Annotated in this window: 20 protein-coding genes; 15 read left to right on the top strand and 5 right to left on the bottom strand. The window is 71.6% G+C overall.

Annotation, left to right across the window (positions count from 1 at the left end; translation table 11 throughout):
- Positions 1-58: 58 nt before the first annotated feature.
- From frr to rlmN, 3 genes are all read left to right on the top strand, one after another.
- Positions 59-616, top strand: coding sequence for a ribosome recycling factor (gene frr, locus ACZ51D_RS03320; protein ID WP_359900627.1), 558 nt, complete (start codon positions 59-61; stop codon positions 614-616).
- Between the two features lie 281 nt (positions 617-897).
- Complete coding sequence (locus ACZ51D_RS03315; protein WP_465661068.1) at positions 898-2,163, top strand: phosphatidate cytidylyltransferase; 1,266 nt, start codon at positions 898-900, stop codon at positions 2,161-2,163.
- 73 nt (positions 2,164-2,236) lie between these two features.
- On the top strand, positions 2,237-3,337 hold the full coding sequence (gene rlmN, locus ACZ51D_RS03310; RefSeq protein WP_360504676.1) for a dual-specificity RNA methyltransferase RlmN: 1,101 nt from the start codon (positions 2,237-2,239) through the stop codon (positions 3,335-3,337).
- Between the two features lie 18 nt (positions 3,338-3,355).
- Here rlmN and ACZ51D_RS03305 read toward each other — a convergent pair whose 3' ends face one another.
- The 4 genes from ACZ51D_RS03305 to ACZ51D_RS03290 all read right to left on the bottom strand — a co-directional run bounded on the left by ACZ51D_RS03305 (position 3,356) and on the right by ACZ51D_RS03290 (position 7,376).
- Positions 3,356-4,507, bottom strand: a complete 1,152-nt coding sequence (locus ACZ51D_RS03305; protein ID WP_465622238.1) for a hypothetical protein — start codon at positions 4,505-4,507, stop codon at positions 3,356-3,358.
- 27 nt (positions 4,508-4,534) lie between these two features.
- Positions 4,535-5,290 carry an ABC transporter ATP-binding protein gene (locus tag ACZ51D_RS03300; RefSeq protein WP_465622236.1) on the bottom strand — a complete coding sequence of 252 codons (756 nt, stop codon included), beginning with the start codon at positions 5,288-5,290 and terminating at the stop codon, positions 4,535-4,537.
- 221 nt (positions 5,291-5,511) lie between these two features.
- On the bottom strand, positions 5,512-6,906 hold the full coding sequence (locus ACZ51D_RS03295; RefSeq protein WP_360504681.1) for an aspartate aminotransferase family protein: 1,395 nt from the start codon (positions 6,904-6,906) through the stop codon (positions 5,512-5,514).
- Complete coding sequence (locus ACZ51D_RS03290) at positions 6,903-7,376, bottom strand: Lrp/AsnC family transcriptional regulator (protein WP_030306695.1); 474 nt, start codon at positions 7,374-7,376, stop codon at positions 6,903-6,905. The genes ACZ51D_RS03295 and ACZ51D_RS03290 overlap by 4 nt, the downstream gene beginning before the upstream one ends.
- Before the next feature lie 250 nt (positions 7,377-7,626).
- Between ACZ51D_RS03290 and ACZ51D_RS03285 the strand changes: the two genes are divergently transcribed.
- The 3 genes from ACZ51D_RS03285 to ACZ51D_RS03275 all read left to right on the top strand — a co-directional run bounded on the left by ACZ51D_RS03285 (position 7,627) and on the right by ACZ51D_RS03275 (position 11,967).
- The gene (locus ACZ51D_RS03285; RefSeq protein ID WP_465661066.1) at positions 7,627-9,120 is read left to right on the top strand and encodes a gamma-aminobutyraldehyde dehydrogenase; all 1,494 of its coding nucleotides are present in this window, start codon (positions 7,627-7,629) and stop codon (positions 9,118-9,120) included.
- 220 nt (positions 9,121-9,340) lie between these two features.
- Positions 9,341-10,699 carry an aminotransferase class III-fold pyridoxal phosphate-dependent enzyme gene (locus ACZ51D_RS03280; RefSeq protein ID WP_465622234.1) on the top strand — a complete coding sequence of 453 codons (1,359 nt, stop codon included), beginning with the start codon at positions 9,341-9,343 and terminating at the stop codon, positions 10,697-10,699.
- A gap of 65 nt (positions 10,700-10,764) precedes the next feature.
- Positions 10,765-11,967, top strand: coding sequence for a polyamine ABC transporter substrate-binding protein (locus tag ACZ51D_RS03275; protein ID WP_360504687.1), 1,203 nt, complete (start codon positions 10,765-10,767; stop codon positions 11,965-11,967).
- 10 nt (positions 11,968-11,977) lie between these two features.
- Here the strand turns inward: ACZ51D_RS03275 and ACZ51D_RS03270 are convergent, their stop codons facing one another.
- A complete protein-coding gene (locus ACZ51D_RS03270) occupies positions 11,978-13,633 on the bottom strand; it encodes a PucR family transcriptional regulator (RefSeq protein WP_360504689.1) in 1,656 nt (551 codons plus the stop codon).
- Between the two features lie 398 nt (positions 13,634-14,031).
- Here ACZ51D_RS03270 and ACZ51D_RS03265 point away from each other — a divergent pair, with 398 nt between their 5' ends.
- The 9 genes from ACZ51D_RS03265 (at position 14,032) to ACZ51D_RS03225 (ending at position 24,501) form a co-directional block, all read left to right on the top strand.
- Positions 14,032-15,543, top strand: a complete 1,512-nt coding sequence (locus ACZ51D_RS03265) for a gamma-aminobutyraldehyde dehydrogenase (protein ID WP_465661064.1) — start codon at positions 14,032-14,034, stop codon at positions 15,541-15,543.
- 57 nt (positions 15,544-15,600) lie between these two features.
- Positions 15,601-16,851, top strand: a complete 1,251-nt coding sequence (locus ACZ51D_RS03260) for a polyamine ABC transporter substrate-binding protein (protein ID WP_465622228.1) — start codon at positions 15,601-15,603, stop codon at positions 16,849-16,851.
- A gap of 40 nt (positions 16,852-16,891) precedes the next feature.
- On the top strand, positions 16,892-18,034 hold the full coding sequence (locus ACZ51D_RS03255) for an ABC transporter ATP-binding protein (RefSeq protein WP_465622227.1): 1,143 nt from the start codon (positions 16,892-16,894) through the stop codon (positions 18,032-18,034).
- Positions 18,031-18,975, top strand: coding sequence for an ABC transporter permease (locus ACZ51D_RS03250; RefSeq protein ID WP_465622226.1), 945 nt, complete (start codon positions 18,031-18,033; stop codon positions 18,973-18,975). The genes ACZ51D_RS03255 and ACZ51D_RS03250 overlap by 4 nt, the downstream gene beginning before the upstream one ends.
- A complete protein-coding gene (locus tag ACZ51D_RS03245) occupies positions 18,975-19,778 on the top strand; it encodes an ABC transporter permease (RefSeq protein ID WP_465622224.1) in 804 nt (267 codons plus the stop codon). Before ACZ51D_RS03250 ends, ACZ51D_RS03245 begins: the two co-directional genes overlap by 1 nt.
- Before the next feature lie 61 nt (positions 19,779-19,839).
- Positions 19,840-21,234 (top strand): NAD(P)/FAD-dependent oxidoreductase, encoded by a 1,395-nt coding sequence (locus tag ACZ51D_RS03240; RefSeq protein ID WP_360504701.1) that lies wholly within the window; start codon positions 19,840-19,842, stop codon positions 21,232-21,234.
- A gap of 112 nt (positions 21,235-21,346) precedes the next feature.
- Positions 21,347-21,778 (top strand): hypothetical protein, encoded by a 432-nt coding sequence (locus tag ACZ51D_RS03235; protein ID WP_465622223.1) that lies wholly within the window; start codon positions 21,347-21,349, stop codon positions 21,776-21,778.
- A gap of 139 nt (positions 21,779-21,917) precedes the next feature.
- The gene (locus ACZ51D_RS03230) at positions 21,918-22,757 is read left to right on the top strand and encodes a nucleotidyl transferase AbiEii/AbiGii toxin family protein (RefSeq protein ID WP_465622221.1); all 840 of its coding nucleotides are present in this window, start codon (positions 21,918-21,920) and stop codon (positions 22,755-22,757) included.
- A 220-nt stretch (positions 22,758-22,977) separates the two neighbouring features.
- Positions 22,978-24,501 (top strand): CoA-acylating methylmalonate-semialdehyde dehydrogenase, encoded by a 1,524-nt coding sequence (locus ACZ51D_RS03225; protein WP_360504704.1) that lies wholly within the window; start codon positions 22,978-22,980, stop codon positions 24,499-24,501.
- The last annotated feature ends 265 nt before the right edge of the window (positions 24,502-24,766 follow it).

The following is a 24,766-nucleotide window of genomic DNA, read 5'->3' as shown; positions in this document are numbered from 1 at the left end:
GGCCGCCGCGCCGACACCGGTCGGAACAACAGCAGATGAACCGGACAGGGAGACCACAGTGATCGAAGAGACCCTCCTCGAGGCCGAGGAGAAGATGGAGAAGGCCGTCGGCGTCGCCAAGGACGACCTCGCGGCCATCCGTACCGGCCGTGCGCACCCGGCGATGTTCGCCAAGATCGTCGCGGAGTACTACGGCGCCGTGACGCCGATCAACCAGCTGGCCTCGTTCTCGGTGCCGGAGCCGCGGATGGCGGTCGTCTCGCCGTTCGACAAGACCGCGCTGAAGGCCATCGAGCAGGCGATCCGCGACTCCGACCTGGGCGTCAACCCGTCGAACGACGGCTCCATCATCCGCGTGGTGCTGCCCGAGCTGACCGAAGAGCGCCGCCGGGAGTTCATCAAGATCGCCCGCACCAAGGGCGAGGACGCCAAGGTCTCGATCCGTGCCGTGCGCCGCAAGGCCAAGGACGCCATCGACAAGCTGGTCAAGGACGGCGAGGTCGGCGAGGACGACGGCCGCCGCGCCGAGAAGGAGCTCGACGACACCACGGCCAAGTACGTGGCCCAGGTCGACGAGCTGCTGAAGCACAAGGAAGCCGAGCTGCTCGAGGTCTGATGAACGACGCCCCTGACGCCCCTGGCTACTGGGGCCCGTCCGACCAGCAGTTCCAGCCCTACCGCCCGGCGCCGCAGCCGCAGGCATCCCGTACCCCGGCCCATCCGGCGCCGGGGTACGGCGAACCGGCGGCGCCGGTCCAGGGACACCCCGGCCACCCGGGCGGCCGAGCCGTGCCCCCGGGCGCGCCGGGTGCCGGCCCGCCGGAGCGGGACCTCCGTTCGGATCACCCGCAGCAGCCTCCGGTGTACTGGGGCGGCGACGCGCAGGAGACTCAGGTCATGCCTCCCGTACCGGCCGACCCCGGCCCGCCTCCCGGTGTGCCCGGCGGCGGCCGACCGGTCGGCCGCGGCGCGTCCGCGGCACCGGGCCGGCCCGCGCCCGGTCAGCCCGCACCGGGCCGGCCCGCACCCGGTCAGCCCACCGGCGGACCGGCCGACCCCGCCGCGGGCCAGGCCCGGGAAGCCGGCCGGCTGAGCGGCCCGCTGTTCCGGGACGAGCAGCCGGAGACCGCGCCGCCCGGCGTGACGGAGACGGTCGTGCTGCGCGCGATATCCGGTGACACCGCCCCCGCCCCCGGCCACGGCACCCCGCCGTACCCGGGGGCACCGGTGCATTCCGCGCCGCCGCCCAGCCACCCGGCGGCCGGACAGCCCCACTTCGTGCCGTCGTCCCATCCAGGGCAGGAGACACCCGTGGCCGCCCAGCCCGACCCGCAGCCGCAGCCGCGCAAGCAGCGCGGCGGCCGTAATCTCCAGGCCGCCATAGGCGTGGGCGTCGGCCTCGGCGCGGTGATCGTCGCCTCGCTGTTCGTGGTGAAGGCACTGTTCCTGGTTGTCGTGATGGCCGCGGTCGCGGTCGGTGTCTGGGAGCTGACCAGCCGGCTCTCCGAGCGCAAGCAGATCAAGGCGCCGCTGATCCCGCTGGTCGCGGGCGGCATCGCCATGGTCGCGACCGGCTACTGGTCCGGGATCCAGTGGGCCGCGGCCTCGCTCGCGCTGACCGGGCTGGCGGTGATGGTCTGGCGGATGGCCGAACCGCCGGAGAACTACCTGCGGGACATAACGGCAGGGGTGTTCACCGCCTTCTACGTGCCGTTCCTGGCCACCTTCGTGGCGATGATGCTGGCGGCCGACGACGGCCCCCAGCGGATCGTGCTCTTCCTGATCGTCACGATCTGCAGCGACACCGGCGCCTACGCCGTGGGCTACAAGTTCGGCCGCACCAAGCTGGCCCCGACGATCAGCCCCGGCAAGACCCGCGAGGGCCTGGCCGGCGGCATCGGCCTGTCGATGCTGGCGGGCGCGGTGCTGATGCAGCTGATCATCGACGACGGCAGCTGGTGGCAGGGCCTGATCCTGGGCGGCTGCGCGGCGGTCACCGCGACCCTGGGCGACCTGGGCGAGTCGATGATCAAGCGTGACCTCGGCATCAAGGACATGGGCACGCTGCTGCCCGGCCACGGCGGCATCATGGACCGGCTGGACTCGCTCCTGCCGACCGCCCCGGTGGTCTGGCTGCTGCTGACGGCCTTCGTCGGCAGCTGATCCGCGCGTACCCGCGAGGGCCCCGGACGCCTGGCGTCCGGGGCCCCCGCGCGTCTGCGACACTGGAACAACCATGCCTAAGCCCGGAGAACTCACCTTTGTCGCGCCGCGCGGCGCCAAGCCCCCGCGACACCTCGCCGACCTGAGCCCCGCCGAGCGCAAGGAGGCCGTCGCCGAGCTGGGCGAGCAGCCGTTCCGCGCCAAGCAGCTCTCCAACCACTACTTCGGCCGGATGTCGAACGACCCGGCGAGCTGGACGGACATCCCCGCCGCCAGCCGGGAGAAGCTCACCGGGAGCCTGCTGCCCGAGCTGATGTCGGTGGTGCGGCACGTCTCCTGTGACGACGACGCCACCCGCAAGACGCTGTGGAAGCTCTTCGACGGCACGCTCGTGGAGTCCGTGCTGATGCGCTACCCGGACCGGGTCACCATGTGCATCAGCTCGCAGGCCGGCTGCGGCATGAACTGCCCGTTCTGCGCCACCGGCCAGGCCGGGCTGACCCGCAACCTCTCCACCGCCGAGATCGTCGAGCAGATCGCCGCCGGGATGCGTTCGCTCAAGGACGGGGAGATCCCGGGCGGTGAGGCGCGGCTGTCCAACGTGGTGTTCATGGGCATGGGCGAGCCGCTGGCCAACTACAACCGGGTGCTGGCCTCGATCCGCCGACTGACCGACCCGGCGCCGGACGGCTTCGGCCTGTCCCAGCGCGGCATCACCGTCTCGACCGTCGGGCTCGTCCCGGCGATGCACCGCTTCGCCGACGAGGGCCTCAGCTGCCGCCTGGCGCTGTCACTGCACGCCCCGGACGACGAGCTGCGCGACGAGCTGGTGCCGGTGAACACCCGGTGGAAGGTCGACGAGGTGCTGGACGCGGCCTGGAACTACGCGGAGAAGTCCGGCCGCCGGATCTCCATCGAGTACGCGCTGATCAAGGACATCAACGACCAGGCGTGGCGGGCCGACCTGCTCGGCCGGCTGATCAAGAACCACCGGGTGCACGTCAACCTGATCCCGCTGAACCCGACCCCGGGTTCCAAGTGGACCGCCTCCCGGCCCGAGGACGAGCGCGAGTTCGTCCGCCGGCTGCAGTCGCACGGTGTGCCGACGACCGTCCGCGACACCCGCGGCCAGGAGATCGACGGCGCCTGCGGCCAGCTCGCCGCAGCGGGTTAGCCCCCGGGAGCCCGGCCGCTACCGCAGTCCGGCGGCCGCCAGTGCGGCGGTCGCCCCGCCGGTCAGCAGCAGCGTGGTGCCGACCGCCAGGGTGCGCAGCGCGACCGCGCCGAACAGCAGGCGGGGCGAGGCGCCGAGGCGCAGCAGCGCGTCGGTGACGTGGCGGCGGTCGGTGCGGACCTCGGCGAGCCGGGCGACCACCGCGGCGGCCGCGCAGCCGAGCACCAGGCAGGCCTCGACGGCGGGCAGCGCGTCGGCGCTGTCGGGGGCGCCGATCCAGTAGCGGATGGTGGTGAGCACCAGCGCGACGGCGAGGGTGAGGACGGCCAGCGGCGCGCCGAGGCGCGGGGCCTGGGCGGTGAGCCCGCGCCCGGCGAGCAGTCGCAGCGGGGTGGGCCGGCCGAGGGCGAGCAGCCGTCCGGCCCAGGCCAGCAGCGGGCCGGTGAGCAGGGCGAGGCCGAGTGCGCTGGTGGCCCAGCCGCCGAGCGCGGCGGTGCTGGTGGTGCCGAGCCCGGCGGGCAGGTGGATCGGGCGGCCGTCGGCGGCGGCGCCGGGCCGCAGCGCGATGAGTTCGAGTGCGGCGCCGATCACGCCCAGCCCGATCGGCAGGGCGATCCGCCAGACGCCGAAGCCGGTGCGGCGGCGGGTGCGGCCGCCGGGCAGGTTCTCGGTGGCGGGCACCGCGCAGGCGGCGGCGAGGCCGGCGGTGAGCGGGACCAGGGCGAGCAGGGTGACCGGCGCGGCGGGCGGCAGCGGCACGCCCATGCCGAGGTCGGGGGCGAGCGAGGGCCCGGCGATGTCGTTGCGCAGTACCAGGAAGACCAGCAGGGTGAGCACGCTGCCGAGGGTGCAGGCGAGGGCGACCTCGCCGGCGATCAGGGCCCGGATCCGGCGGGAGCCGGCTCCGGCGGCGGTGAGGCCGGCGATCCGCTCGGGGCGCCGGGCGGGCACCGCGCGGGCGGCGACGGCCGCGAACCAGGCGACGGCGGCGAGCGGGGGCAGGCACCAGAGCAGCCGGACCAGCGGGTCGGCGCCGCCGAGCGGGTCGCTCATCGCCCGGCCGAGGGAGCGCAGCAGGAAGGCGGCGACCACGGCGGCGGCCAGCGCGGTGAGCAGCCAGCGGCCGAGGTCGGGCACCCGGTAGCCCCGGGCCAGACGGAGATAGAACACGTCGACTCTTTCAGCGGCTCGGCGTCGTCAGCGGCGGGTGGCCGTGACGGCGGGCGCTCCGGGGGCCCCGGACACGGTGGTGCCGCGCGGGACGGGGGCGGCGGGGGCGGTGAGCCGTCCGTCGACGAGGGCGACGGCGCGGTCCGCGAACCGGACGAGCTCGGGGTCGTGGGTGGCCAGGACGAGGGTGAGCTGGTGCGAGCGGGCCGCGCTGGTCAGTATCCGCAGGACCTGGTCGGCGGCTTCGCGGTGCAGCGGGGCGGTGGGGTCGTCGGCGAAGACGACAGGCGGCAGCGGGGCCAGGGCACGGGCGACGGCGACCCGTTGGCGCTGGCTCTGGACCAGCCGGTCGGGGCGGTGCTTGGCGAAGTCGCCGACGTCGAGGCGCTCCAGCCACTCGGCGGCGGCGGTGTAGGCGGCCTTGTTGCCGGCCCCGGCGAGCAGCAGCGGCAGGGCGACGTTCTCCCGGGCGGTCAGTTCGGGGACCAGGTGCGGCTCGGAGCCGACGAAGCCGAAGCGGTCGCGGCGCAGCCGTTCGCGGCCGGCCCGGGTGAGGGTGTGCACGGGGGCGCTGTTGAACCAGACCTCGCCCTCGTCGACCGGGAGCTGGGCGGAGAGGCAGCCCAGCAGGGTGCTCTTGCCGGAGCCGCGCGGGCCGGTGACGGCGAGCACCTCGCCCTCGCGGACGCCGAGCGAGATGCCGCGCAGGGCGGGGGTGCCGTGATGGGACTTGACGATCCCTCGGGCCCACAGCACGTCGTTGTCAGGCGGTGCCGCTGACATGAGGTTCCATCCTGGGTGGCCGCAGGGATATGACAGTCGTCAGATTAGAACGACCGGGGCGGGGCGCGGTTGCGGCGCTCTGGTCCATCACGGGCAAATCACCCGCATTCAGGCATGTTTGGTCGTGCGACTGTGATGTTCCGGTGGGGGAACGCCGAAGGGCGGCCCGGCGGGGAGCTGGGCCGCCCTTCGGCGGAGGGTGGGGAAGAGGGCTCAGGGGATCAGATCTTCGCCCACGCGTCGGTGAGGCTGGTCCGCAGGATCTGCTCGATCTCGTCGAAGGTCGACTGGTTGGAGATCAGCGGCGGGGCCAGCTGGATGACCGGGTCGCCACGGTCGTCGGCGCGGCAGTACAGGCCGTTGTCGAAGAGCGCCTTCGACAGGAAGCCGTAGAGCACGCGCTCGACCTCGTCGTCGTTGAACGACTCCTTGGTGACCTTGTCCTTCACGAGCTCGATGCCGTAGAAGTACCCGTTGCCGCGGACGTCGCCGACGATCGGCAGGTCGCGCAGCTTGTTCAGGGTGCCGAGGAAGGCGGCCTCGTTGTCGAGGACGTGCTGGTTCAGGCCCTCGCGCTCGAAGATGTCGAGGTTGGCCAGCGCCACCGCGGAGGAGACCGGGTGGCCGCCGAAGGTGTAGCCGTGCAGGAAGGTGTTGTCACCCTTGTAGAACGGCTCGGCCAGGCGGTCCGAGATGATCGTGGCGCCGATCGGGGAGTAGCCCGAGGTCATGCCCTTGGCGCAGGTGATCATGTCGGGCTGGTAGCCGAACTTGTCGGCGCCGAACATGGTGCCCAGGCGGCCGAAGGCGCAGATGACCTCGTCCGAGACCAGCAGCACGTCGTGGCGGTCGCAGATCTCGCGCAGGCGCTGGAAGTACCCGGGCGGCGGCGGGAAGCAGCCGCCGGCGTTCTGCACCGGCTCGACGAAGACGGCGGCGACGGTCTCGGCGCCCTCGTTGAGGATGGCCACCTCGATCTCGTCGGCGCACCAGCGGCCGTAGGCCTCGGGGTCGACGGTGCCGTCCGGGCTCTCCAGGAAGGCGGGGGCGCGGTAGATGTTGGTGTTCGGCGCCTTGTGGGTGCCCGGCACCAGCGGCTCGAACGGGGCCTTCAGGCCCGGCAGGCCGGTGATGGACAGCGCGCCCTGCGGGGTGCCGTGGTAGGCGACGGCGCGGGAGATGACCTTGTACTTGGTCGGCTTGCCGGTCAGCTTGAAGTACTGCTTGGCGAGCTTCCAGGCGGTCTCGACGGCCTCGCCGCCACCGGTGGAGAAGAAGACCTTGTTCAGGTCGCCGGGGGCGTAGTTGGCCAGGCGCTCGGCCAGCTCGACGGCCTTCGGGTGGGCGTAGCTCCACACCGGGAAGAAGGCGAGCTCCTTGGCCTGCTTGGCGGCGGCCTCGGCGAGCTCCTCGCGGCCGTGGCCGGCCTGGACGACGAACAGGCCGGCCAGGCCGTCGAGGTACTTGCGGCCCTTGTCGTCCCAGACGTAGGTGCCCTCGCCCCGGACGATCGTCGGCACGGGGGAGTTCTCGTACGACGACATGCGGGTGAAGTGCATCCACAGGTGGTCGTAAGCGGTCTTGGAAAGGTCCTTCTGCGCCGGGTCGGCTGTCATCGGGTGCCCCAGGTGTAGGTCTGTTTCCGGAGCTTCAGGTAAACGAAGCTCTCGGTGCTCCGCACGCCGGGAAGGGCGCGGATGCGCTTGTTGATCATTTCGAGCAGGTGCTCGTCGTCCTCGCAGACCAGTTCGGCCAGGAGGTCGAACGAGCCTGCGGTGCAGACGACGTAGTCGACCTCGTCGAGGGCGGCCAGCGCGTCGGCGACGGGCTCGATGTCGCCCTCGACCCGGATGCCGACCATCGCCTGGCGGGTGAAGCCGACGGTGAGCGGGTCCGTGACGGCGACGATCTGCATCACGCCCTGGTCGAGCAGCTTCTGGACGCGTTGCCGTACGGCTGCCTCGGACAGGCCGACGGCCTTGCCGATGGCGGCGTACGGGCGACGCCCGTCCTCCTGCAGCTGCTCGATGATCGCCTTGGAGGCGGCGTCGAGGGGAACGCTGGCGTTCCGGTCGCGGTTGGCCACGCGGCCACTGTGCCTGATCGTTCCCGTGTTCGCAAGCTTGGAAGCTGCTGATTTCGTCGTGATCTTGGAAAACGCGTACGGATTTCATCGCGTACACGGAGTCTGCCTGTCGATACCAGCCGTCGTGCGGCTACCCTGACACGGTACGCGCGCGGCACCGCGAGGTGCCGCGCATACCGCCACCAGTGGACCGCGCCGCTTCGGGCACGGCCACTCGGCGCCCTTCGTACGCCGGATCCGCCGACGTACCATGGCGCCGGAATCTGCAACGCCGCAGGCCCAGACCGAGGAGAGATCCGTGAGCGACCTTCGCACGCTGCGCAACTACATCAACGGTGAGTTCGTCGACGCGGCTGACGGCCGCACGCTCGACATCGTCGACCCGGCCACCGGCGAGGTGTACGCGACGTCGCCGCTGTCCGGTGCCGCGGACGTGGACGCCGCCATGGCCTCCGCCGCCGTCGCGTTCCCGATCTGGCGGGACTCCACCCCGAGCACCCGGCAGAAGCTGCTGCTCAAGATCGCCGACGCGGTCGAGGCCCGGGCCGACGAGATCGTCGACGCCGAGGTGCGCAACACCGGCAAGCCCCGGGCGCTGACCCTCTCCGAGGAGATCGGCCCGATGGTGGACCAGATCCGCTTCTTCGCCGGTGCCGCCCGCCTGCTGGAGGGCAAGGCCGCCGGTGAGTACATGGACGGGATGACCTCGATCGTCCGCCGCGAGCCGGTCGGTGTCTGTGCCCAGGTCGCGCCGTGGAACTACCCGATGATGATGGCCGTCTGGAAGTTCGCCCCGGCCATCGCCGCGGGCAACGCCGTCGTCCTGAAGCCCTCGGACACCACCCCGGCCTCGACCGTGCTGCTGGCCGAGATCATCGGCGGCATCCTCAAGGACCTGGACCTGCCGGCCGGCGTCTTCAACGTCATCTGCGGCGACCGCGAGACCGGCAAGCTGATGGTCGAGCACAAGACCCCGGCGATGGCCTCCATCACCGGTTCGGTCCGGGCCGGCATCCAGGTCGCCGAGTCGGCGTCCAAGGACGTCAAGCGCGTCCACCTGGAGCTGGGCGGCAAGGCCCCGGTCGTGGTCTTCGAGGACGCCGACATCGCCGAGGCCGTCGAGGGCATCTCGGTCGCGGGCTACTTCAACGCCGGCCAGGACTGCACCGCCGCCACCCGCGTGCTGGTGCACGAGTCGATCCACGACGCCTTCGTCGAGGCGCTGGCCAAGGCCGCGGCCGAGACCAAGACCGGCGGCGCGGACGACGAGGACGTGCTGTACGGCCCGCTGAACAACGCCAACCAGCTGAAGCAGGTCGCCGGCTTCATCGAGCGGCTGCCCGCCCACGCCAAGGTCGAGGCCGGTGGCCACCGGGTCGGCGACAAGGGCTACTTCTACGCCCCGACCGTCGTCTCCGGCCTGAACCAGGACGACGAGATCATCCAGAACGAGGTCTTCGGCCCGGTCATCACCGTGCAGAAGTTCACCGACGAGGACCAGGCCGTCGAGTACGCCAACGGCGTCGAGTTCGCGCTGGCCTCCTCGGTGTGGACCAAGGACCACGCCCGCGCCATGCGGATGTCGCGCCGCCTGGACTTCGGCTGCGTCTGGATCAACACCCACATCCCGCTGGTCGCCGAGATGCCGCACGGCGGCTTCAAGAAGTCCGGCTACGGCAAGGACCTGTCGTCGTACGGCTTCGAGGACTACACCCGCGTGAAGCACGTCATGACCGCGATCTAGCGGGTCATGACCGTCGGGCGCAGTATGACCGCGATCTAGCGGGTCATGACCGTCGGGCGCAGTATGACCGCGATCTGACCTATTCAGGTCGTATGAACTGACAATGGGCCCGGGGCTTTCCGCCCCGGGCCCGGTGTCTTTGCACCCTGTCGACGGATCGGGCGACCGACTGACAAGATGAAACTGCACTTCGCGCGCGGCCCGTCCTAGCCTTACCGGCATGAGCATCCCCACCGCTGACTCAGCCGCCGGCCAGGCCGTCAAGGCCGCCGACCGCGCGCACGTCTTCCACTCGTGGTCCGCCCAGGCGCTGATCGACCCCCTCGCGGTGGCCGGCGCCGAGGGCTCGTACTTCTGGGACTACGACGGCAACCGCTACCTCGACTTCTCCTCGCAGCTGGTCAACACCAACATCGGGCACCAGCACCCGAAGGTGGTCGCCGCGATCCAGGAGCAGGCGGCGAAGCTCTGCACCATCGCACCCGGCTTCGCGGTCGAGTCGCGCAGCGAGGCCGCCCGGCTGATCGCCGAGCGCACCCCGGGCGACCTGGACAAGATCTTCTTCACCAACGGCGGCGCCGAGGCCAACGAGAACGCGATCCGGCTGGCCCGGCTGCACACGGGCCGGCAGAAGGTGCTGTCCACCTACCGCTCGTACCACGGCGCCACCGCCAACGCGATCGCCCTCACCGGCGACCCGCGGCGCTGGGCCAACGAGACCGGGGTCTCCGGCGTGGTGCACTTCTGGGGCCCGTACGCCTACCGCTCCAACTTCCACGCCGAGAACGAGGCGCAGGAGTGCGAGCGCGCGCTGCGGCACCTGGAGGAGGTGATCGCCTTCGAGGGGCCGGGCACCGTCGCGGCCGTCATCCTGGAGACCGTGGTCGGCACCGCGGGCATCCTGATCCCGCCGCCGGGCTACCTGGCCGGGGTGCGGGAGATCTGTGACCGCCACGGCATCGTGTTCATCCTCGACGAGGTGATGGCGGGCTTCGGCCGCACCGGTGAGTGGTTCGCCGCCGACCACTGGGGCGTCACCCCGGACCTGCTCACCTTCGCCAAGGGCGTCAACTCCGGCTACGTGCCGCTCGGCGGCGTGGCGATCAGCGCCGAGATCGCGGCCACCTTCGCCGAGCGGCCGTTCCCCGGCGGACTCACCTACTCCGGCCACCCGCTGGCCTGCGCCTCCGCGGTGGCGACCATCACCACGATGGCGCAGGAGGGCATCGTCGAGAACGCCAAGCACATCGGCGAGACCGTGCTCGGCCCCGGCCTGCGCGAGCTGGCCGAGCGGCACCCGTCGATCGGCGAGGTCCGCGGCATGGGCGTGTTCTGGGCGCTCGACCTGGTGAAGAACCGGGAGACCCGCGAGCCGATGGTGCCGTACAACGCCGCCGGCGCCGCCAACGCGCCGATGGCCGAGCTGGCCGCCGCCTGCAAGCGGCGCGGGCTCTGGCCGTTCGTCAACATGAACCGCTTCCACGTCGTCCCGCCGTGCACCGTCACCGAGGAGGAGGCCAAGACCGGCCTCGCGGTGCTGGACGAGGTGCTGTCGCTCACCGACGCGCACACTGTCTGACGTACCTCCAGGACGGCCCCGGGCAGTTGTGCCCGGGGCCGTCCCACGCTCCGGAAGGCTCCGCCATGCCCAGCAGCTCCACCCTGACCCGCCGTACGCCCGACTCCGCCGTGCTGCGCCGACGTTCCGTGCTCGGTGGGGCCGCGCTGCTCGGCGCCGGCACCCTGACCGGCTGCGGGATCCCGTCCGCGTACGTCCCCGAAGACCGCCGCTCGGCGCCGGACCGCTCGGAGACCGACAAGCGGCTCGCCTTCTCCAACTGGACGCAGTACATCGACACCGACGACCACGGCGGCCGCCCGACCCTGGACGGCTTCAGCGAGAAGACCGGGATCGACGTCACCTACACCGAGGACATCAACGACAACGACGAGTTCTTCGGCAAGATCAGCCCGGTGCTCACCCAGGGCGCCGCCCCCGGCCGGGACCTGATGGTGATCAGCGACTGGATGGCAGGGCGGTACGTCTCGCTGGGCTGGGTGCAGGCCATGGACCGGGCCAACCTGCCCAACGTCACCGCCAACCTGGACCCGCAGCTCGCGAACCCGGGCTTCGACCCCGGGCGCCGGCGCAGCGTGCCGTGGCAGTCCGGGATCACCGGCATCGCGTACAACCGCAAGGCGCTCGGCCGGGAGATCAAGTCCACCGCCGACCTGTGGGCACCCGACCTCAAGGGCCGGATCACGCTGTTCGCCGGGCTGGACGAGGCGCTCGGGCTGCTGATGCTCTCCCAGGGCGCGGACATCGCGACGTTCGGCGACGACGACGCGAACAAGGCGATGGACCTGGTGCAGAAGATGGTCGACACCGGCCACATCCGCCGCTTCACCGGCAACGACTACACCAGCGACCTCGCCTCCGGCGCTGCGCTCGCCTGCCAGGCCTACTCCGGCGACGCGGTCCAACTCACCGCCGAGAACCCGGACATCGAGTTCGTGGTGCCGGAGGAGGGCGGCGAGCTGTGGGCGGAGAGCCTGATGATCCCCAACCGCGCCACCCACAAGCGCAACGCCGAGCTGCTGATCGACTACTACTACCAGCCCGAGGTGGCCGCCGAACTCGCCGCGTTCGTCCAGTACATCTGCCCGGTGCCGGCCGCCCGCGAGGTGCTGGCGGCCAGCGGCGACAAGGAGAAGGCCGAACTCGCCGAGAACCCGCTGGTGTTCCCGACCGAGGAGATGCGGGCCCGGCTGCGCACCATGCGTGACGTCACCTCGGCCGAGCGGCCGGAGCTGCACAAGGTCTGGGGCCGCATCACCGGGGTGTGACGCGCGGGGCTCAGCGCCGTACGGCGTCCAGGGCGAGCAGCGCCACGTGCAGGGACAGGCAGGACTCGACCTGGTCGAGGTCGACGCCGAGGATCCGCTCGACCTTGTGCAGCCGGTCGTAGAAGGACGGCCGGGACAGGTGCGCGGCGTCCGCCGCGGCCGACTTGTTCCGGCCCTGCTCCAGGTAGATCCGCAGCATCTGCACCAGCTGGCCGTTGTGCTCGGCGTCGTGGGCCAGCAGCGGGCCCAGCTCGCGCTCCACGTAGGTCTGCAGCCGGGCGTCGTCGCGCAGCAGGTGGAGCAGGCCGCGCAGCCGGACGTCCGGCAGCCGGTAGTAGGAGGAGGTGCGGCCGCCGCCGGGCGCGTCGTGCAGGGCGGCGTCGGCGACCTGGGTGGCCTCCAGCAGGGTGCGCCGGGCGTCGCGGACCGAGCCGACGGAGGAGCCGACCGCGACCACCGGGCCCGCCGGGTCGGCGCCCTCCCGGGCGGCCTCGGCGGACATCCGGCGCAGGGCGGCGGAGAAGGAGTCCAGCGCGGAGTGCTCGTCCTGCTGGGCGCCGAGCGAGATCAGCAGGCCGACGGCCTCGTCGTCCAGCGCGCCGACCAGGGCGGAGAGCCGGCAGGAGCGGACCGCGCTCGCGGCCAGCTCGGTGAAGTCGCGCAGCCGGGACTGCGCCTCCAGCGCGGCCGGGATCGGCCCGCGCCGCTGCCGCAGCACCACGCCGACCAGCCGGCGGCCCTCCAGCGGGACGCCGAGTGCCTGGGCCCGCAGCGCCGCCTCGGAGACGGTCAGCGCGTGGGTGAGGATGCCGGAGAGCAGGGTGCGGTGGGTCTGCCGCTCCAGGCTCTCCCGGTCGCGGACCACCAGCCGGTTGAGCGCCAGCGCGGAGGCGCCGCGCTCCAGCAGCATCGCGTGCGGGTGGGTCTCGCCCTCGGGCAGCGGGCCGGGTTCCAGGACCAGCACCAGCCGGCCCCAGTCCTGGCCGCGGGCGCCGACGGTGGTGACCAGCCAGCCGCTGCGCGGGTCGTGGCCGGTGCGGCCGGACGGGCGGACCCCGCGCGAGCGGCGCTCCCAGTCCTCCAGCACCTCGGCCTCCGGACGCCCGGCGGTGTCGTGGGCAAGCACCTGGTGGGCCAGGTTCTCCAGGACGACCGGCCCGCCCGCCATCCGGGCCACCTGCCGGATCACCTCGGGCGGCTCGGCGCCCTCCACCACCAGTTCGTTGAACACCTGGTGGACCGACTCGGAGGCGCGCAGCTGCTCCAGCTGGGCGTTGACCACCAGGGCGTGCACGGCCTCGGTGACGGCGACGAAGCGCAGCTCGCGGCGGAGCGTGATCAGCGGCAGCCCGCGCTGCTCGGCGGCGTTGACCAGCGCGCGGGGGAGCGTGTCGAAGTAGCGCCGCCCGTACTCGACGACCAGGCCGGCCACCCCGACCTCGTCCAGCTCGCGGACGTAGCGGGCCAGGCCCTCGCGGTCCTCGGGCAGCGCGATGCCGGTGGTCAGCACCAGCTCGCCGCCCCGGAGCATCCCGGCGACGTCGGGCAGCTCGCTGACGTGGACCCAGCGGACCGGCCGCTCCAGGTGGTCGGCGCCGGCCACGACCTGGGGCAGGCCGCGCCGCATCACCTCCAGGTCGAGTACTCGGGCGACGGTGGGGAGCATCGCGGGCCTCCATGGCCGGGGGACCAGAGCGGGGACGGGTGGGCAGAGGTGGTCAGAGTGTCAGGTGAATCATCCATCCCCGCAACGACCTGTTGCCCTGGCGGGACCCTTGCACCCTGTAAGGCCCTTCGTGTCGAGATTGTCGCAGTGACCCTTGTCACGCCCCGGCGGCACCGGGCATGGTCAGCGGGTCGGCTGTGGCGGAAAACCGACCTCACGCCGGAATCCGTCGCGTTGACCAGAACGCAACCGTGGAATCCCTTGTCCGGAGCCAACCGGACTGTCAGGATCGCGCAACCCCGATGATCGACAGGACGGATTCCCGCACCCCGCAGACCCCCACGGCGGGAGGCGGCGCTCCGTCGCTCAGTCGTACCACCGGCACTTGGAGGAACCAGATGGACCTGACCGACTTCGGCGCGGGCGCGCAGTACATCGCGGGCCGCCTGACCCGGGGGAACGGCGAGCCCTTCCAGGTCGTCAACCCCGCCGACGGCAGCGTGGTCGAGCAGGTCGCCCTGGCCACCGCCGAGGACGTCGACACGGCCGTCGCCGCCGCGAAGGCCGCCCTGCCGGGCTGGTCCTCGGCCACCCCCGGGGCGCGCTCCGAGGCGCTCACCCGGCTGGCCGCCGTGCTGACCGACGCCTGCGGCGACCTCGCCCGGGTGGAGACCGCGCAGACCGGCAAGCCGGTCAAGCTGGCCACCGAGTTCGACGTCCCCGGCACCATCGACAACGCCGCGTTCTTCGCCGGTGCCGCCCGCAACCTGGAGGGCAGGGCGGCCGGCGAGTACTCCGGCGACCACACCTCGTACGTGCGGCGCGAGGCGATCGGCGTGGTCGGCTCGATCTCGCCGTGGAACTACCCGCTGCAGATGGCCGCCTGGAAGATCCTCCCGGCGATCGCGGCGGGCAACACCATCGTGCTCAAGCCGGCCGAACTGACCCCGCTGACCTCGCTGATGTTCGCCCGGGCCTGCACCGCGGCAGGCATCCCGGACGGCGTGGTCAACGTGGTCACCGGCGCCGGGCGCACCGCCGGCGAGCACCTGATCGGGCACCCGGACGTCGCGATGGTCTCCTTCACCGGCTCCACCGCCGTCGGCAGGCGGGTCGCCGAGATCGCCACCGCGAGCGTCAAGCGCACCCACCTGGAACTCGGCGGCAAGGCCCCGTTCGTGGTCTTCGACGACGCCGACCTGGACGCCGCCGTGCACGGCGCCGTCGCCGCCTCGCTGATCAACAGCGGCCAGGACTGCACCGCCGCCACCCGCGCGTACGTCCAGCGCCCGCTGTACGACGCCTTCGTGGCCGGGGTGGCCGAGCTGTTCGCGGCGATCCGGATCGGCGACCCGCTGAACCCGCGGACCGACCTCGGCCCGCTGGTCTCGTACACCCACCGGGACCGGGTGGCCGGCTTCGTGGAGCGCGCCCGCTCGTACGCCACCGTGGTCACCGGCGGACAGGTGCCGGAGAAGGGCCACGACGGCACCGACCTCACCCGGGGCGCGTACTACCCGCCCACCCTGATCACCGGCGCGGCCCAGGACAGCGAGGTCGTCCAGGGCGAGATCTTCGGCCCGGTGCTGGTCGTGCTGCCCTTCGACGGCGACGACGAGGGCCTGCGGCTGGCCAACGACACCCCGTACGGCCTGGCCGCCTCCGCCTGGACGAGCAACGTGCACCGCTCGCTGCGCGCCACCCGGGAGATCGCGGCCGGGTGCGTCTGGGTCAACGACCACATCCCGATCATCAGCGAGATGCCGCACGGCGGCTACAAGGCGTCCGGCTACGGCAAGGACATGTCCCAGTACTCGCTGGACGAGTACACCCAGGTCAAGCACGTCATGTTCGACACCACCGCGGTGGCCCGCAAGGACTGGCACCGCACCGTCTTCGGAGACAGATAACCCCCGGACAAGGGCGCTTCCCCCACGCCCCCTCTCTCCCCCCAGGAGGCCCGTTCCATGGCGTTCAACGAGCTCACCGACGGTCTGCCCGAACCGGTCCGCAAGGCGTGGGAGCGCAGCCTGACCAGCGGCCGGGCCGCACTCGGCCGCCGCACCCTGCTGCGCGCCGCCGCCCTCACCGCCGGAGCGGGCACCCTGGCGGCCTGCGGCATCCCGGCGGCCCCCCGGTCGACCGGCGACTCCACCGCGAACGCCGCCAAGGACCTCTCGGACTCGGAGAAGGAGGTCGCCTTCTCCAACTGGCCGCTCTACATCGACACCGACGAGAAGGACAAGGAGAAGCACGGCACCCTGGACGCCTTCACCCAGGCCACCGGGATCAAGGTCAAGTACAACGAGGACGTCAACGACAACGTCGAGTTCTTCGGCAAGATCAAGCCGCAGCTCGCCTCCGGCCAGGACACCGGCCGCGACCTGATGGTGCTCACCGACTGGATGGCCGCCCGGCTGATCCGGCTCGGCTGGGTGCAGAAGCTCGACCCGGCGAACGTCACCACCGCGATCACCACGGTCGAATCGCGCTTCCGCGCCCCCGACTGGGACCCGGGCCGGCTCTACTCCTACCCGTGGGCCGGCATCCAGACCGTCGTCGCGTACAACAAGAAGGCGACCAAGGGGAAGGAGGTCACCAGCGTCTCCCAGCTGCTGGACGACCCCGACCTGAAGGGCCGGGTCACCTTCCTCTCCGAGATGCGCGACAGCATCGGGATGGTGCTGCTCGACCAGGGCAAGGACTCCGCGAAGTTCACCGCCGACGACTTCGACGCCGCGATCGCCCGGCTGCAGAAGGCCGTCGACAGCAAGCAGATCCGCCGCTTCACCGGCAACGACTACGGTCAGGAACTCTCCTCCGGCGACATCGCGGCCTGCATCGCCTGGGGCGGCGACCTGATCCAACTGCGCGCCGACAACCCGGACATCGAGTTCGTCATCCCGGAGAAGGGCTTCCTCTCCTCGACCGACAACATGCTGGTTCCGGCCAAGGCGCAGCACAAGGCGAACGCGGAAAAGCTGATCGACTTCTACTATCAGCCGAAGATCGCGGCGCAGCTGGTCGCGGGCATCGGCTACGTCTCCGCCGTCACCGGGATGACCGACGAGCTCGCCACCCTCGCCCCGGACACCGCGGCCAACCCGCTGGTCGTACCCACCCCCGAGATGGCGGCCAAGGCGCACGTGTTCCGCACGCTCACCGAGAGCGAGGAGAGCGACTTCGAGCAGAAGTTCTCCAAGCTCATCGGCGCCTGACCCCCACTCCCGGCAGAGAAACCCAGGAAGACACCACTCCATGACAGACCAGCAGCGCGACGCGGCCGCCGGCGGAGACGTCCGGCTCACCGGCATCGGCAAGACCTACGGCTCCTTCACCGCCGTCCACCCGCTCGACCTGACCGTCCCCCAGGGCTCCTTCTTCGCCCTGCTCGGCGCCTCCGGCTGCGGCAAGACCACCACCCTGCGCATGATCGCCGGCCTGGAGGAGCCCACCAGCGGCACCGTCCTGATCGGCGGCCAGGACGTCACCGCCCTGCCCCCGTACAAGCGGCCGGTGAACACCGTCTTCCAGAGCTACGCGCTCTTCCCGCACCTGGACATCTTCGAGAACGTCGCCTTCGGCCTGCGCCGGCGCGGCAAGAAGGACGTCAGGAAGCAGGTCGACGACATGCTGGAGCTGGTCGAGCTCGGCCAGTACGCCCGGCGCAAGCCACACCAGCTCTCCGGCGGCCAGCAGCAGCGCGTCGCCGTCGCCCGCGCGCTGATCAACCACCCGCAGGTACTGCTCCTGGACGAGCCGCTCGGCGCGCTCGACCTCAAGCTCCGCCGCCAGATGCAGCTGGAACTCAAGCGGATCCAGACCGAGGTCGGCATCACCTTCGTGCACGTCACCCACGACCAGGAGGAGGCCATGACCATGGCCGACACCATCGCGGTGATGAACGGCGGCCGGGTCGAGCAGCTGGGCGCGCCCGCCGAGCTGTACGAGAACCCCGCCACCACCTTCGTGGCGAACTTCCTCGGCCAGTCCAACCTGCTGCCCGCCGAGGTCACCGGCACCGAGGGCGGCGACCTGCTGCTGAGCGCGGGCGGTGTCCGCCTCGCCGTGCCGAAGGCGCGCTGCGCCACCGACGCCAAGCGCGTCCACCTCGGCGTGCGCCCGGAGAAGCTCACCATCACGCACGCCTCCGAGGAGGTCGCCGACGGCCGCAACAAGCTGTCCGGCACGGTGCTCGACTCCAGCTTCATCGGCGTCTCCACCCAGTACGTGGTGCGCATCGACGGCGGCCAGGAGGTCACCGTCTTCGAGCAGAACATGGAGCGCGACGCCCGGATCGTCCCCGGCGCCGCCGTCCGGCTGCACTGGAACCCGGCGCACTCCTTCGCCCTGGACGCCTCGCAGGCGATCGACGCGGGCACCGCGGAGGAGGCCGCATGACCGCCACCACCCCGGCCGCGCCGCCCCAGGCCATACCCCCCGACGGCAGCCCGCTGCCGACGGCCGAGCGCAAGCCGAAGCGCAAGCTCACCCCGTACTGGCTGCTGCTGCCCGGCGTCGCCTGGCTGGTCGTCTTCTTCGCCGTCCCGATGCTCTACCAGGCGTCCACCTCGCTGCAGACCGGCTCGCTCGAAGAGGGCTTCAAGGTCACCTGGCACCTCTCGACGTACTGGGACGCGCTGGTCGAGTACAAGTGGCACTTCGTCCGCTCGTTCTCCTACGCCGCTGTCGCCACCGTGCTCTGCCTGGCCGTCGGCTACCCGCTCGCGTACACGATCGCCTTCAAGGCGAGCAAGCGCTGGCGCAACGTCATCCTGATCCTGGTCATCGCGCCGTTCTTCACCAGCTTCCTGATCCGCACGCTGGCCTGGAAGACCATCCTGTCCGACGGCGGCCCGGTGGTCGGCGCGCTGAACGCGCTGCACGTCCTGGACCTCACCAACCTGGTCGGCCTCACCTCCGGCGACCGGGTGCTGGCCACGCCGCTCGCGGTGGTCTGCGGCCTGACCTACAACTTCCTGCCGTTCATGATCCTTCCGCTGTACACCTCACTGGAGCGGATCGACCCGCGCCTGCACGAGGCGGCCGGCGACCTCTACGCCCGGCCGTTCACCACCTTCCGCAAGGTCACCTTCCCGATCTCGCTGCCGGGCGTGGTCGCGGGCACCCTGCTGACCTTCATCCCGGCCTCCGGCGACTACATCAACGCCCAGCTGCTGGGCTCGCCGAGCGAGCAGATGGTCGGCAACGGCATCCAGAAACAGTTCCTGAACGTGCTCGACTACCCCACGGCCGCCGCGCTGAGCTTCATCCTGATGGCCCTGATCCTGGGCATGGTGACGGTCTACATGCGCAAGGCCGGGACGGAGGAACTGGTCTGATGTCCCGGATTCTGAAGTGGGTCCGCGCCCACCTGGTAGTGCTGGCCGGCCTGCTGGCCCTCGCCTACCTGGTGCTGCCCAACCTGGTCGTGCTCGCCTTCTCGTTCAACAAGCCGGTGGGCAAGTTCAACTACGAGTGGAACGAGTTCTCCACCGACGCCTGGACCAACCCCTGCGGCGTGGCCGACATGTGCCAGTCGCTCTCGCTCAGCCTGCAGATCGCGGTGTTCGCCACCATCGGCGCCACCGTGCTCGGCACCATGGTCGCCTTCGCACTGGCCCGCTTCCGCTTCCGCGGCCGCTCCGCCACCACCGCGATGATCTTCCTGCCGATGGCCATGCCCGAGGTGGTCATGGCCGCCTCGCTCGGGACGCTCTTCCTCAACATGCGCATCCCGTTCGGCTTCACCACCATCCTCATCGCGCACATCATGTTCTGCCTCAGCTTCGTGGTGACGGCGGTCAAGGCGCGCGTGATGAGCATGGACCCGAGGCTCGAACAGGCCGCCCAGGACCTCTACGCGACCCCCACCCAGACCTTCCTCCGGGTCACCCTGCCGCTGGCGGCGCCCGGCATCGCGGCGGGTGCGCTGCTCAGCTTCGCGCTCTCCTTCGACGACTTCATCATCACCCAGTTCAACTCGGGCCCGACCACGGTCACCTTCCCGATGTTCGTCTGGGGCGCCTCGCAGCGCGGCATCCCGGTGCAGGTGAACGTCATCGGCACCGCGATGTTCCTCGCCGCCGTCGCGCTGACCGTCGCCGGCCAGGGGCTCGGCAACCGCAGGAAGGCCACCGCCTGACGTACGGTCGGTCAGCGGTGGCCCGACATGACACCTATCCGTGGAAAGTGGCTGATAATGCATGGACTCCGCTCGCGCACTCAGTGACGCCAGGCCCACCCCCTTCTGGCTGGAGGACCCGGGCCGGCCGGCGGCACTGCCCGCCCTGGTCGGCGACACCACCTGCGACCTGCTGGTCGTCGGCGGCGGCTACTCCGGCCTGTGGACCGCCCTCATCGCCAAGGAACGCGACCCCTCGCTGGACGTCGTGCTGGTCGAGGGCAACGAGGTCGGGTGGGCCGCGTCCGGGCGCAACGGCGGATTCTGCGCGGCCAGCCTCACCCACGGCTTCGGCAACGGCCTGGAGCGCTGGCCGTCCGAACTCGCCCAGCTGGAACGCCTCGGTGCCGCCAACCTCGACGGCATCGAGGCCACCCTCAAGCGCTACGGCATCGACGCCGAGTGGGAACGCACCGGCGAGATCGACGTCGCCACCCAGCCCCACCAGGTCGAGGAGCTCCACGAGGTCGCCGAGGCGGTCGCCCGCCACGGCCTCGACATCACCGTCCTGGACGCCGACCAGCTGCGCGCCGAGGTGAACTCGCCGACCTTCCTCGGCGGCCTCTGGGACAAGGAGGGCGTGGCGATGGTCCACCCCGCCAAGCTCGCCTGGGGCCTCAAGGACGCCTGCCTGAGCCAGGGCGTGCGGATCCACGAGCACACCCGGGCCACCGACCTGCGGGAGTACGGCAGCGGCATGGCCGCCCGCACCTCCTACGGCCGGGTCTTCGCCCGCCGGGTCGCGCTCGGCACCAACGTGTTCCCGTCCCTGCTCAAGCGGGTCCGCCCGTACATCGTGCCGGTGTACGACTACGCGCTGATGACCGAGCCGCTCAACGACGAGCAGCTCGCCTCGATCGGCTGGCGCGGGCGGCAGGGGCTCGGCGACAGCGCCAACAAGTTCCACTACTTCCGGCTCTCCGCCGACAACCGGATCCTCTGGGGCGGCTACGACGCGGTCTACCACTACGGCGGCCACGTCCGGCACGAGTACGACCAGCGACCGGAGACCTTCCGCACCCTGGCGAACCACTTCTTCCGCTGCTTCCCGCAGCTGGAGGGCCTGCGCTTCACCAACGCCTGGGGCGGCGCGATCGACACCTGCAGCCGGTTCTCGGCGTTCTTCGACACCGCGTACCGGGGCAAGGTCGCGTACGCGGTCGGCTACACCGGGCTCGGCGTCGGCGCGACCCGCTTCGGCGCCGAGGTGATGCTCGACCTGCTCGCGGGCGAGCGCACCGAACTCACCTCGCTGGAGATGGTCCGCAGCAAGCCGCTGCCGTTCCCGCCCGAGCCGGTGCGCTGGGCCGGCATCGAGATCACCACCCGGTCGCTGGAGCGGGCCGACCGCAACGGCGGCCACCGCAACCTCTGGCTGCGCACGCTCGACCGCCTGGGGCTGGGCTTCGACAGCTGACCCCCGCGACCCGTGTAATCGGGACCCGCCGTCCGCCTCTCCTTGGTGACGGCGGGTCTCGGCCTTTCCCGCCGCGCCCGAACAGTACGAGCGGCAAGAAGCGGGGACAGACATGGAGAGCACCGGACTGCACTGGCTCGCCCAGGTGGCGGCGGACCCGGAGTTCTTCCGGGAGCACTGGGAACGCACCGGGCTCGGCCTGATGCTGCTCCCGGCCGGCCGCCGCTGGGACGTCCTCTCCGTCCCCGGACGGCTCGGGCGCCCCGCCCTGGAGATCCTGGACACCGGCTCCTGCGGCCCCGTCCTCACCGACTTCGGCGAGGAGCACCTCAGCTTCCTGGTGCCGCTCGGCACCGCCGCCCGCTGGGTCGGCACGGGCGTGCGCAGCGCGGGGGAGGGCACCTGGATCGTCGTCCCGCACCCCGAGCACAACAGCCGGGGCGTGCGCTGGCTCGTCCCGCCGGGCGGCTCCGGGCGGCTCAACGACCCGGTGCTGCTGGAACTCGCCCTGCACGAGGCGGCGGCAGGGCTCGGCGGGTGGTGAGGGGGGTCCGGCGGGTGGTTCGGCGGCTTCGGTGGGTGTTTCAGCGGGTGTTTCAGCGGGTGTTTCGGCGGGTGGTTCGGCCGGTGGTGAGGGGGCTGACGATGGCGCGCGGGACGGGCGGTCGCGTCAGACTGGAGGCGTGACCACCGCCCCGCACGCCGTCGACGCGTCCCTCCGACCGGGCCCCGCCCAGCTGCGCCTGGCCGGTCTGGCCGCGCCGGTCTGCGACCGGTACGGCCTCGCCCTGGCCGGTGGGCACGCGCTGCGCGCCCACGGCGTCGCGGCCTGCGCACAGGACGGGCTCACCCTGGTGACCGGCGGCGCCGACCTGCCGGAGGTCGCCGACGCGCTGGCCGAGGCGTACCGCGCGGCGGGTGGCGGAGTGGCCGAGCGACCGGGCACCCCGCGGCTGGAGCAGCTCACCGTCCGGCTGGCGCTGGGCGGCCGGACGCACTCGGTGGAGCTGCGCAAGGAACCGCTGGCCCATCGGCCGGTCCGGCTCGACCTCGGCGCGCCCGGGCCGGACGAGCCACCGGTGGTGCTGCCGGTCGTCGCCCTGGAGGACGTGGCGGCGCTGACCACCGCGCTGCTCGTGGACCGAGGCATGCCGCGCGACCTGATCGACGTCCACGCGCTCACCCGCTGCTACCGGGAGGGCGAACTGCTCGCACTGGCACGGGAATTGGACCCGGACTTCCAGCCTGCGGCGCTCGCCGACCGGCTGGAGACGCTCGCCGAGGCGGCGGACGGGCGGTTCCGCGCCCGGGGCGTTCCGGCCGGCGGGGTGGACGAGCGGAAACGGTGGGCGCTGGCGTGGGCGCAGGACCTGCGGCTGGACCTGCTGGAGACCCAGGAGGCGGCGGACGGGCTGCACGATCCTTACCTGGAGGACCCGGACCAGGAGGACCCGTACCCGGAGGACCCGGACCCGGAGGGTTCACCTTCGGAGGATCCGTCCCCGGAGGACGACGAAGCCTGAGCAACGTGGTGGGCGGAACACGTTCGGAGTAGCGACCGGACGACCTGTAAGGCTGAATCCGAGATCCCCGTCAGCCTGTTCGTTGAGCCGGGCCGAAGCGGCGAGCAGACTGGAGACGAGCGCGGTAGCCCCGTGAATTTCCGTCGCCCGGCCCACTCGCGGGCGGCGCCAGACCGGACCGGTGGCAGGACGCCGCCCGGGACTTCGGAGGCAGACGACCTTGAGCAAGCACATCATTCACTGGATCGGCGGCAAGCCGGTCGCCACCGCGGGTGCGGCGCCCCGTCGCGGCGACATCTTCGACCCGGCCACCGGTCAGGTCGCCGGTCACGTCGACTTCGCCGGGATCGCCGAGGTCGACCAGGCCGTGGCCGCCGCCGCCTCGGCCTTCACCGAGTGGCGCACCGCCTCGGTCGCCAGGCGGGCCACGGTGCTCTTCGCCTTCCGGGAGCTGCTGAACGCCCGCCGCGACGAGCTGGCCTCGATCATCGTCGCGGAGCACGGCAAGGTGCACTCCGACGCCCTGGGCGAGATCGCCCGCGGCCTGGAGGTCGTGGAGTACGCCTGCGGAATCCCGCAGCTCATCAAGGGCGGCTTCACCGAGCAGGCCTCCACCGGCATCGACGTCTACTCGATCCGCCAGCCGCTCGGCCCGGTCGCCATCATCTCGCCGTTCAACTTCCCGGCCATGGTGCCGATGTGGTTCTTCCCGATCGCCATCGCGGCCGGCAACACCGTCGTCCTGAAGCCCTCGGAGAAGGACCCGTCCGCCGCCGACTTCCTGGCCGGTCTGTGGAAGGAGGCCGGCCTGCCGGACGGCGTCTTCAACGTCGTGCACGGCGACAAGGTGGCCGTCGACCGCCTGCTGGAGCACCCGGACATCAAGTCCGTCAGCTTCGTCGGCTCCACCCCGATCGCCCGCTACGTCTACGAGACCGGCACCCGCTACGGCAAGCGCGTGCAGGCCCTGGGCGGCGCCAAGAACCACATGCTGGTCCTGCCCGACGCCGACCTGGACCTGGCCGCCGACGCCGCCGTCAACGCCGGCTTCGGCGCGGCGGGAGAGCGCTGCATGGCGGTGTCCGTCCTGGTCGCGGTCGACCCGATCGGCGACGAGCTGGTCGAGAAGATCAAGCAGCGGGTGGCCACCCTCAAGGTCGGCCCGGGCTGCAACGGCGACTCGGAGATGGGCCCGCTGGTCACCGGCCAGCACCGTGACAAGGTCACCTCCTACGTGGAGTCCGGTGTCGCCGACGGCGCCGAGCTCGCCGTGGACGGCCGCAAGCACCCGGTCACCGCCGAGGACAAGGACGGCACCCCGACCGCCGACGGCTTCTGGCTCGGCCCGACGCTGTTCGACCACGTGAAGCCCGGCATGTCCGTCTACAACGACGAGATCTTCGGCCCGGTCCTCTCGGTCGTGCGCGTCTCCTCCTACGAGGAGGGCCTGGCGCTGATCAACGCCAACCCGTACGGCAACGGCACCGCCCTCTTCACCAACGACGGCGGCGCGGCCCGGCGCTTCCAGTTCGAGGTGGAGGTCGGCATGGTCGGCATCAACGTGCCGATCCCGGTGCCGGTCGCCTACTACTCCTTCGGCGGCTGGAAGGCCTCGCTCTTCGGCGACGCCCACGCGTACGGCCCGGACGGCGTGCAGTTCTTCACCCGCGGCAAGGCCGTCACCCAGCGCTGGCTGGACCCGTCGCACGGCGGCATCAACCTCGGCTTCCCCACCAACAGCTGAGCCCGCACCGCGCGGACACGCCGGCCGGACCCCTCTCCCGGGGTCCGGCCGGCGTGCTCTTGCCCGCACGCCGCATCCGCGTTTGCATCAGCCTGCCGAAGCGCGTAGAGTTCTTCGAGCTGCTCGGCAGGGAGCACCGGACACGCATCGGCGCGGACGGTCCCGGGGTAGCCAATCCTCTGAAACACCACTTCCCAGGTTCGGGCTGGGTTGCGTCTGCATTTGTGCGTCGCGGCTCGGTTCTTATTCGGCGTGTTCGTTTTAT

The sequence above is a fragment of the Kitasatospora sp. NPDC033851 genome, assembly GCF_055576085.1.
The sequence above is the reverse complement of the archived record's forward strand: the minus strand, read 5'-3'. Positions and strand labels throughout refer to the sequence as shown.

Coding starts and splice junctions, on each gene's coding strand:
- ACZ51D_RS03315 (WP_465661068.1), top strand. CDS start 898: ATGCCTCCCGTACCGGCCGACCCCGGCCCGCCTCCCGGTGTGCCCGGC.
- rlmN (WP_360504676.1), top strand. CDS start 2,237: ATGCCTAAGCCCGGAGAACTCACCTTTGTCGCGCCGCGCGGCGCCAAG.
- ACZ51D_RS03300 (WP_465622236.1), bottom strand. CDS start 5,290: ATGTCAGCGGCACCGCCTGACAACGACGTGCTGTGGGCCCGAGGGATC.
- ACZ51D_RS03295 (WP_360504681.1), bottom strand. CDS start 6,906: ATGACAGCCGACCCGGCGCAGAAGGACCTTTCCAAGACCGCTTACGAC.
- ACZ51D_RS03285 (WP_465661066.1), top strand. CDS start 7,627: ATGGCGCCGGAATCTGCAACGCCGCAGGCCCAGACCGAGGAGAGATCC.
- ACZ51D_RS03280 (WP_465622234.1), top strand. CDS start 9,341: ATGAGCATCCCCACCGCTGACTCAGCCGCCGGCCAGGCCGTCAAGGCC.
- ACZ51D_RS03275 (WP_360504687.1), top strand. CDS start 10,765: ATGCCCAGCAGCTCCACCCTGACCCGCCGTACGCCCGACTCCGCCGTG.
- ACZ51D_RS03270 (WP_360504689.1), bottom strand. CDS start 13,633: ATGCTCCCCACCGTCGCCCGAGTACTCGACCTGGAGGTGATGCGGCGC.
- ACZ51D_RS03265 (WP_465661064.1), top strand. CDS start 14,032: ATGGACCTGACCGACTTCGGCGCGGGCGCGCAGTACATCGCGGGCCGC.
- ACZ51D_RS03260 (WP_465622228.1), top strand. CDS start 15,601: ATGGCGTTCAACGAGCTCACCGACGGTCTGCCCGAACCGGTCCGCAAG.
- ACZ51D_RS03255 (WP_465622227.1), top strand. CDS start 16,892: ATGACAGACCAGCAGCGCGACGCGGCCGCCGGCGGAGACGTCCGGCTC.
- ACZ51D_RS03250 (WP_465622226.1), top strand. CDS start 18,031: ATGACCGCCACCACCCCGGCCGCGCCGCCCCAGGCCATACCCCCCGAC.
- ACZ51D_RS03245 (WP_465622224.1), top strand. CDS start 18,975: ATGTCCCGGATTCTGAAGTGGGTCCGCGCCCACCTGGTAGTGCTGGCC.
- ACZ51D_RS03240 (WP_360504701.1), top strand. CDS start 19,840: ATGGACTCCGCTCGCGCACTCAGTGACGCCAGGCCCACCCCCTTCTGG.
- ACZ51D_RS03235 (WP_465622223.1), top strand. CDS start 21,347: ATGGAGAGCACCGGACTGCACTGGCTCGCCCAGGTGGCGGCGGACCCG.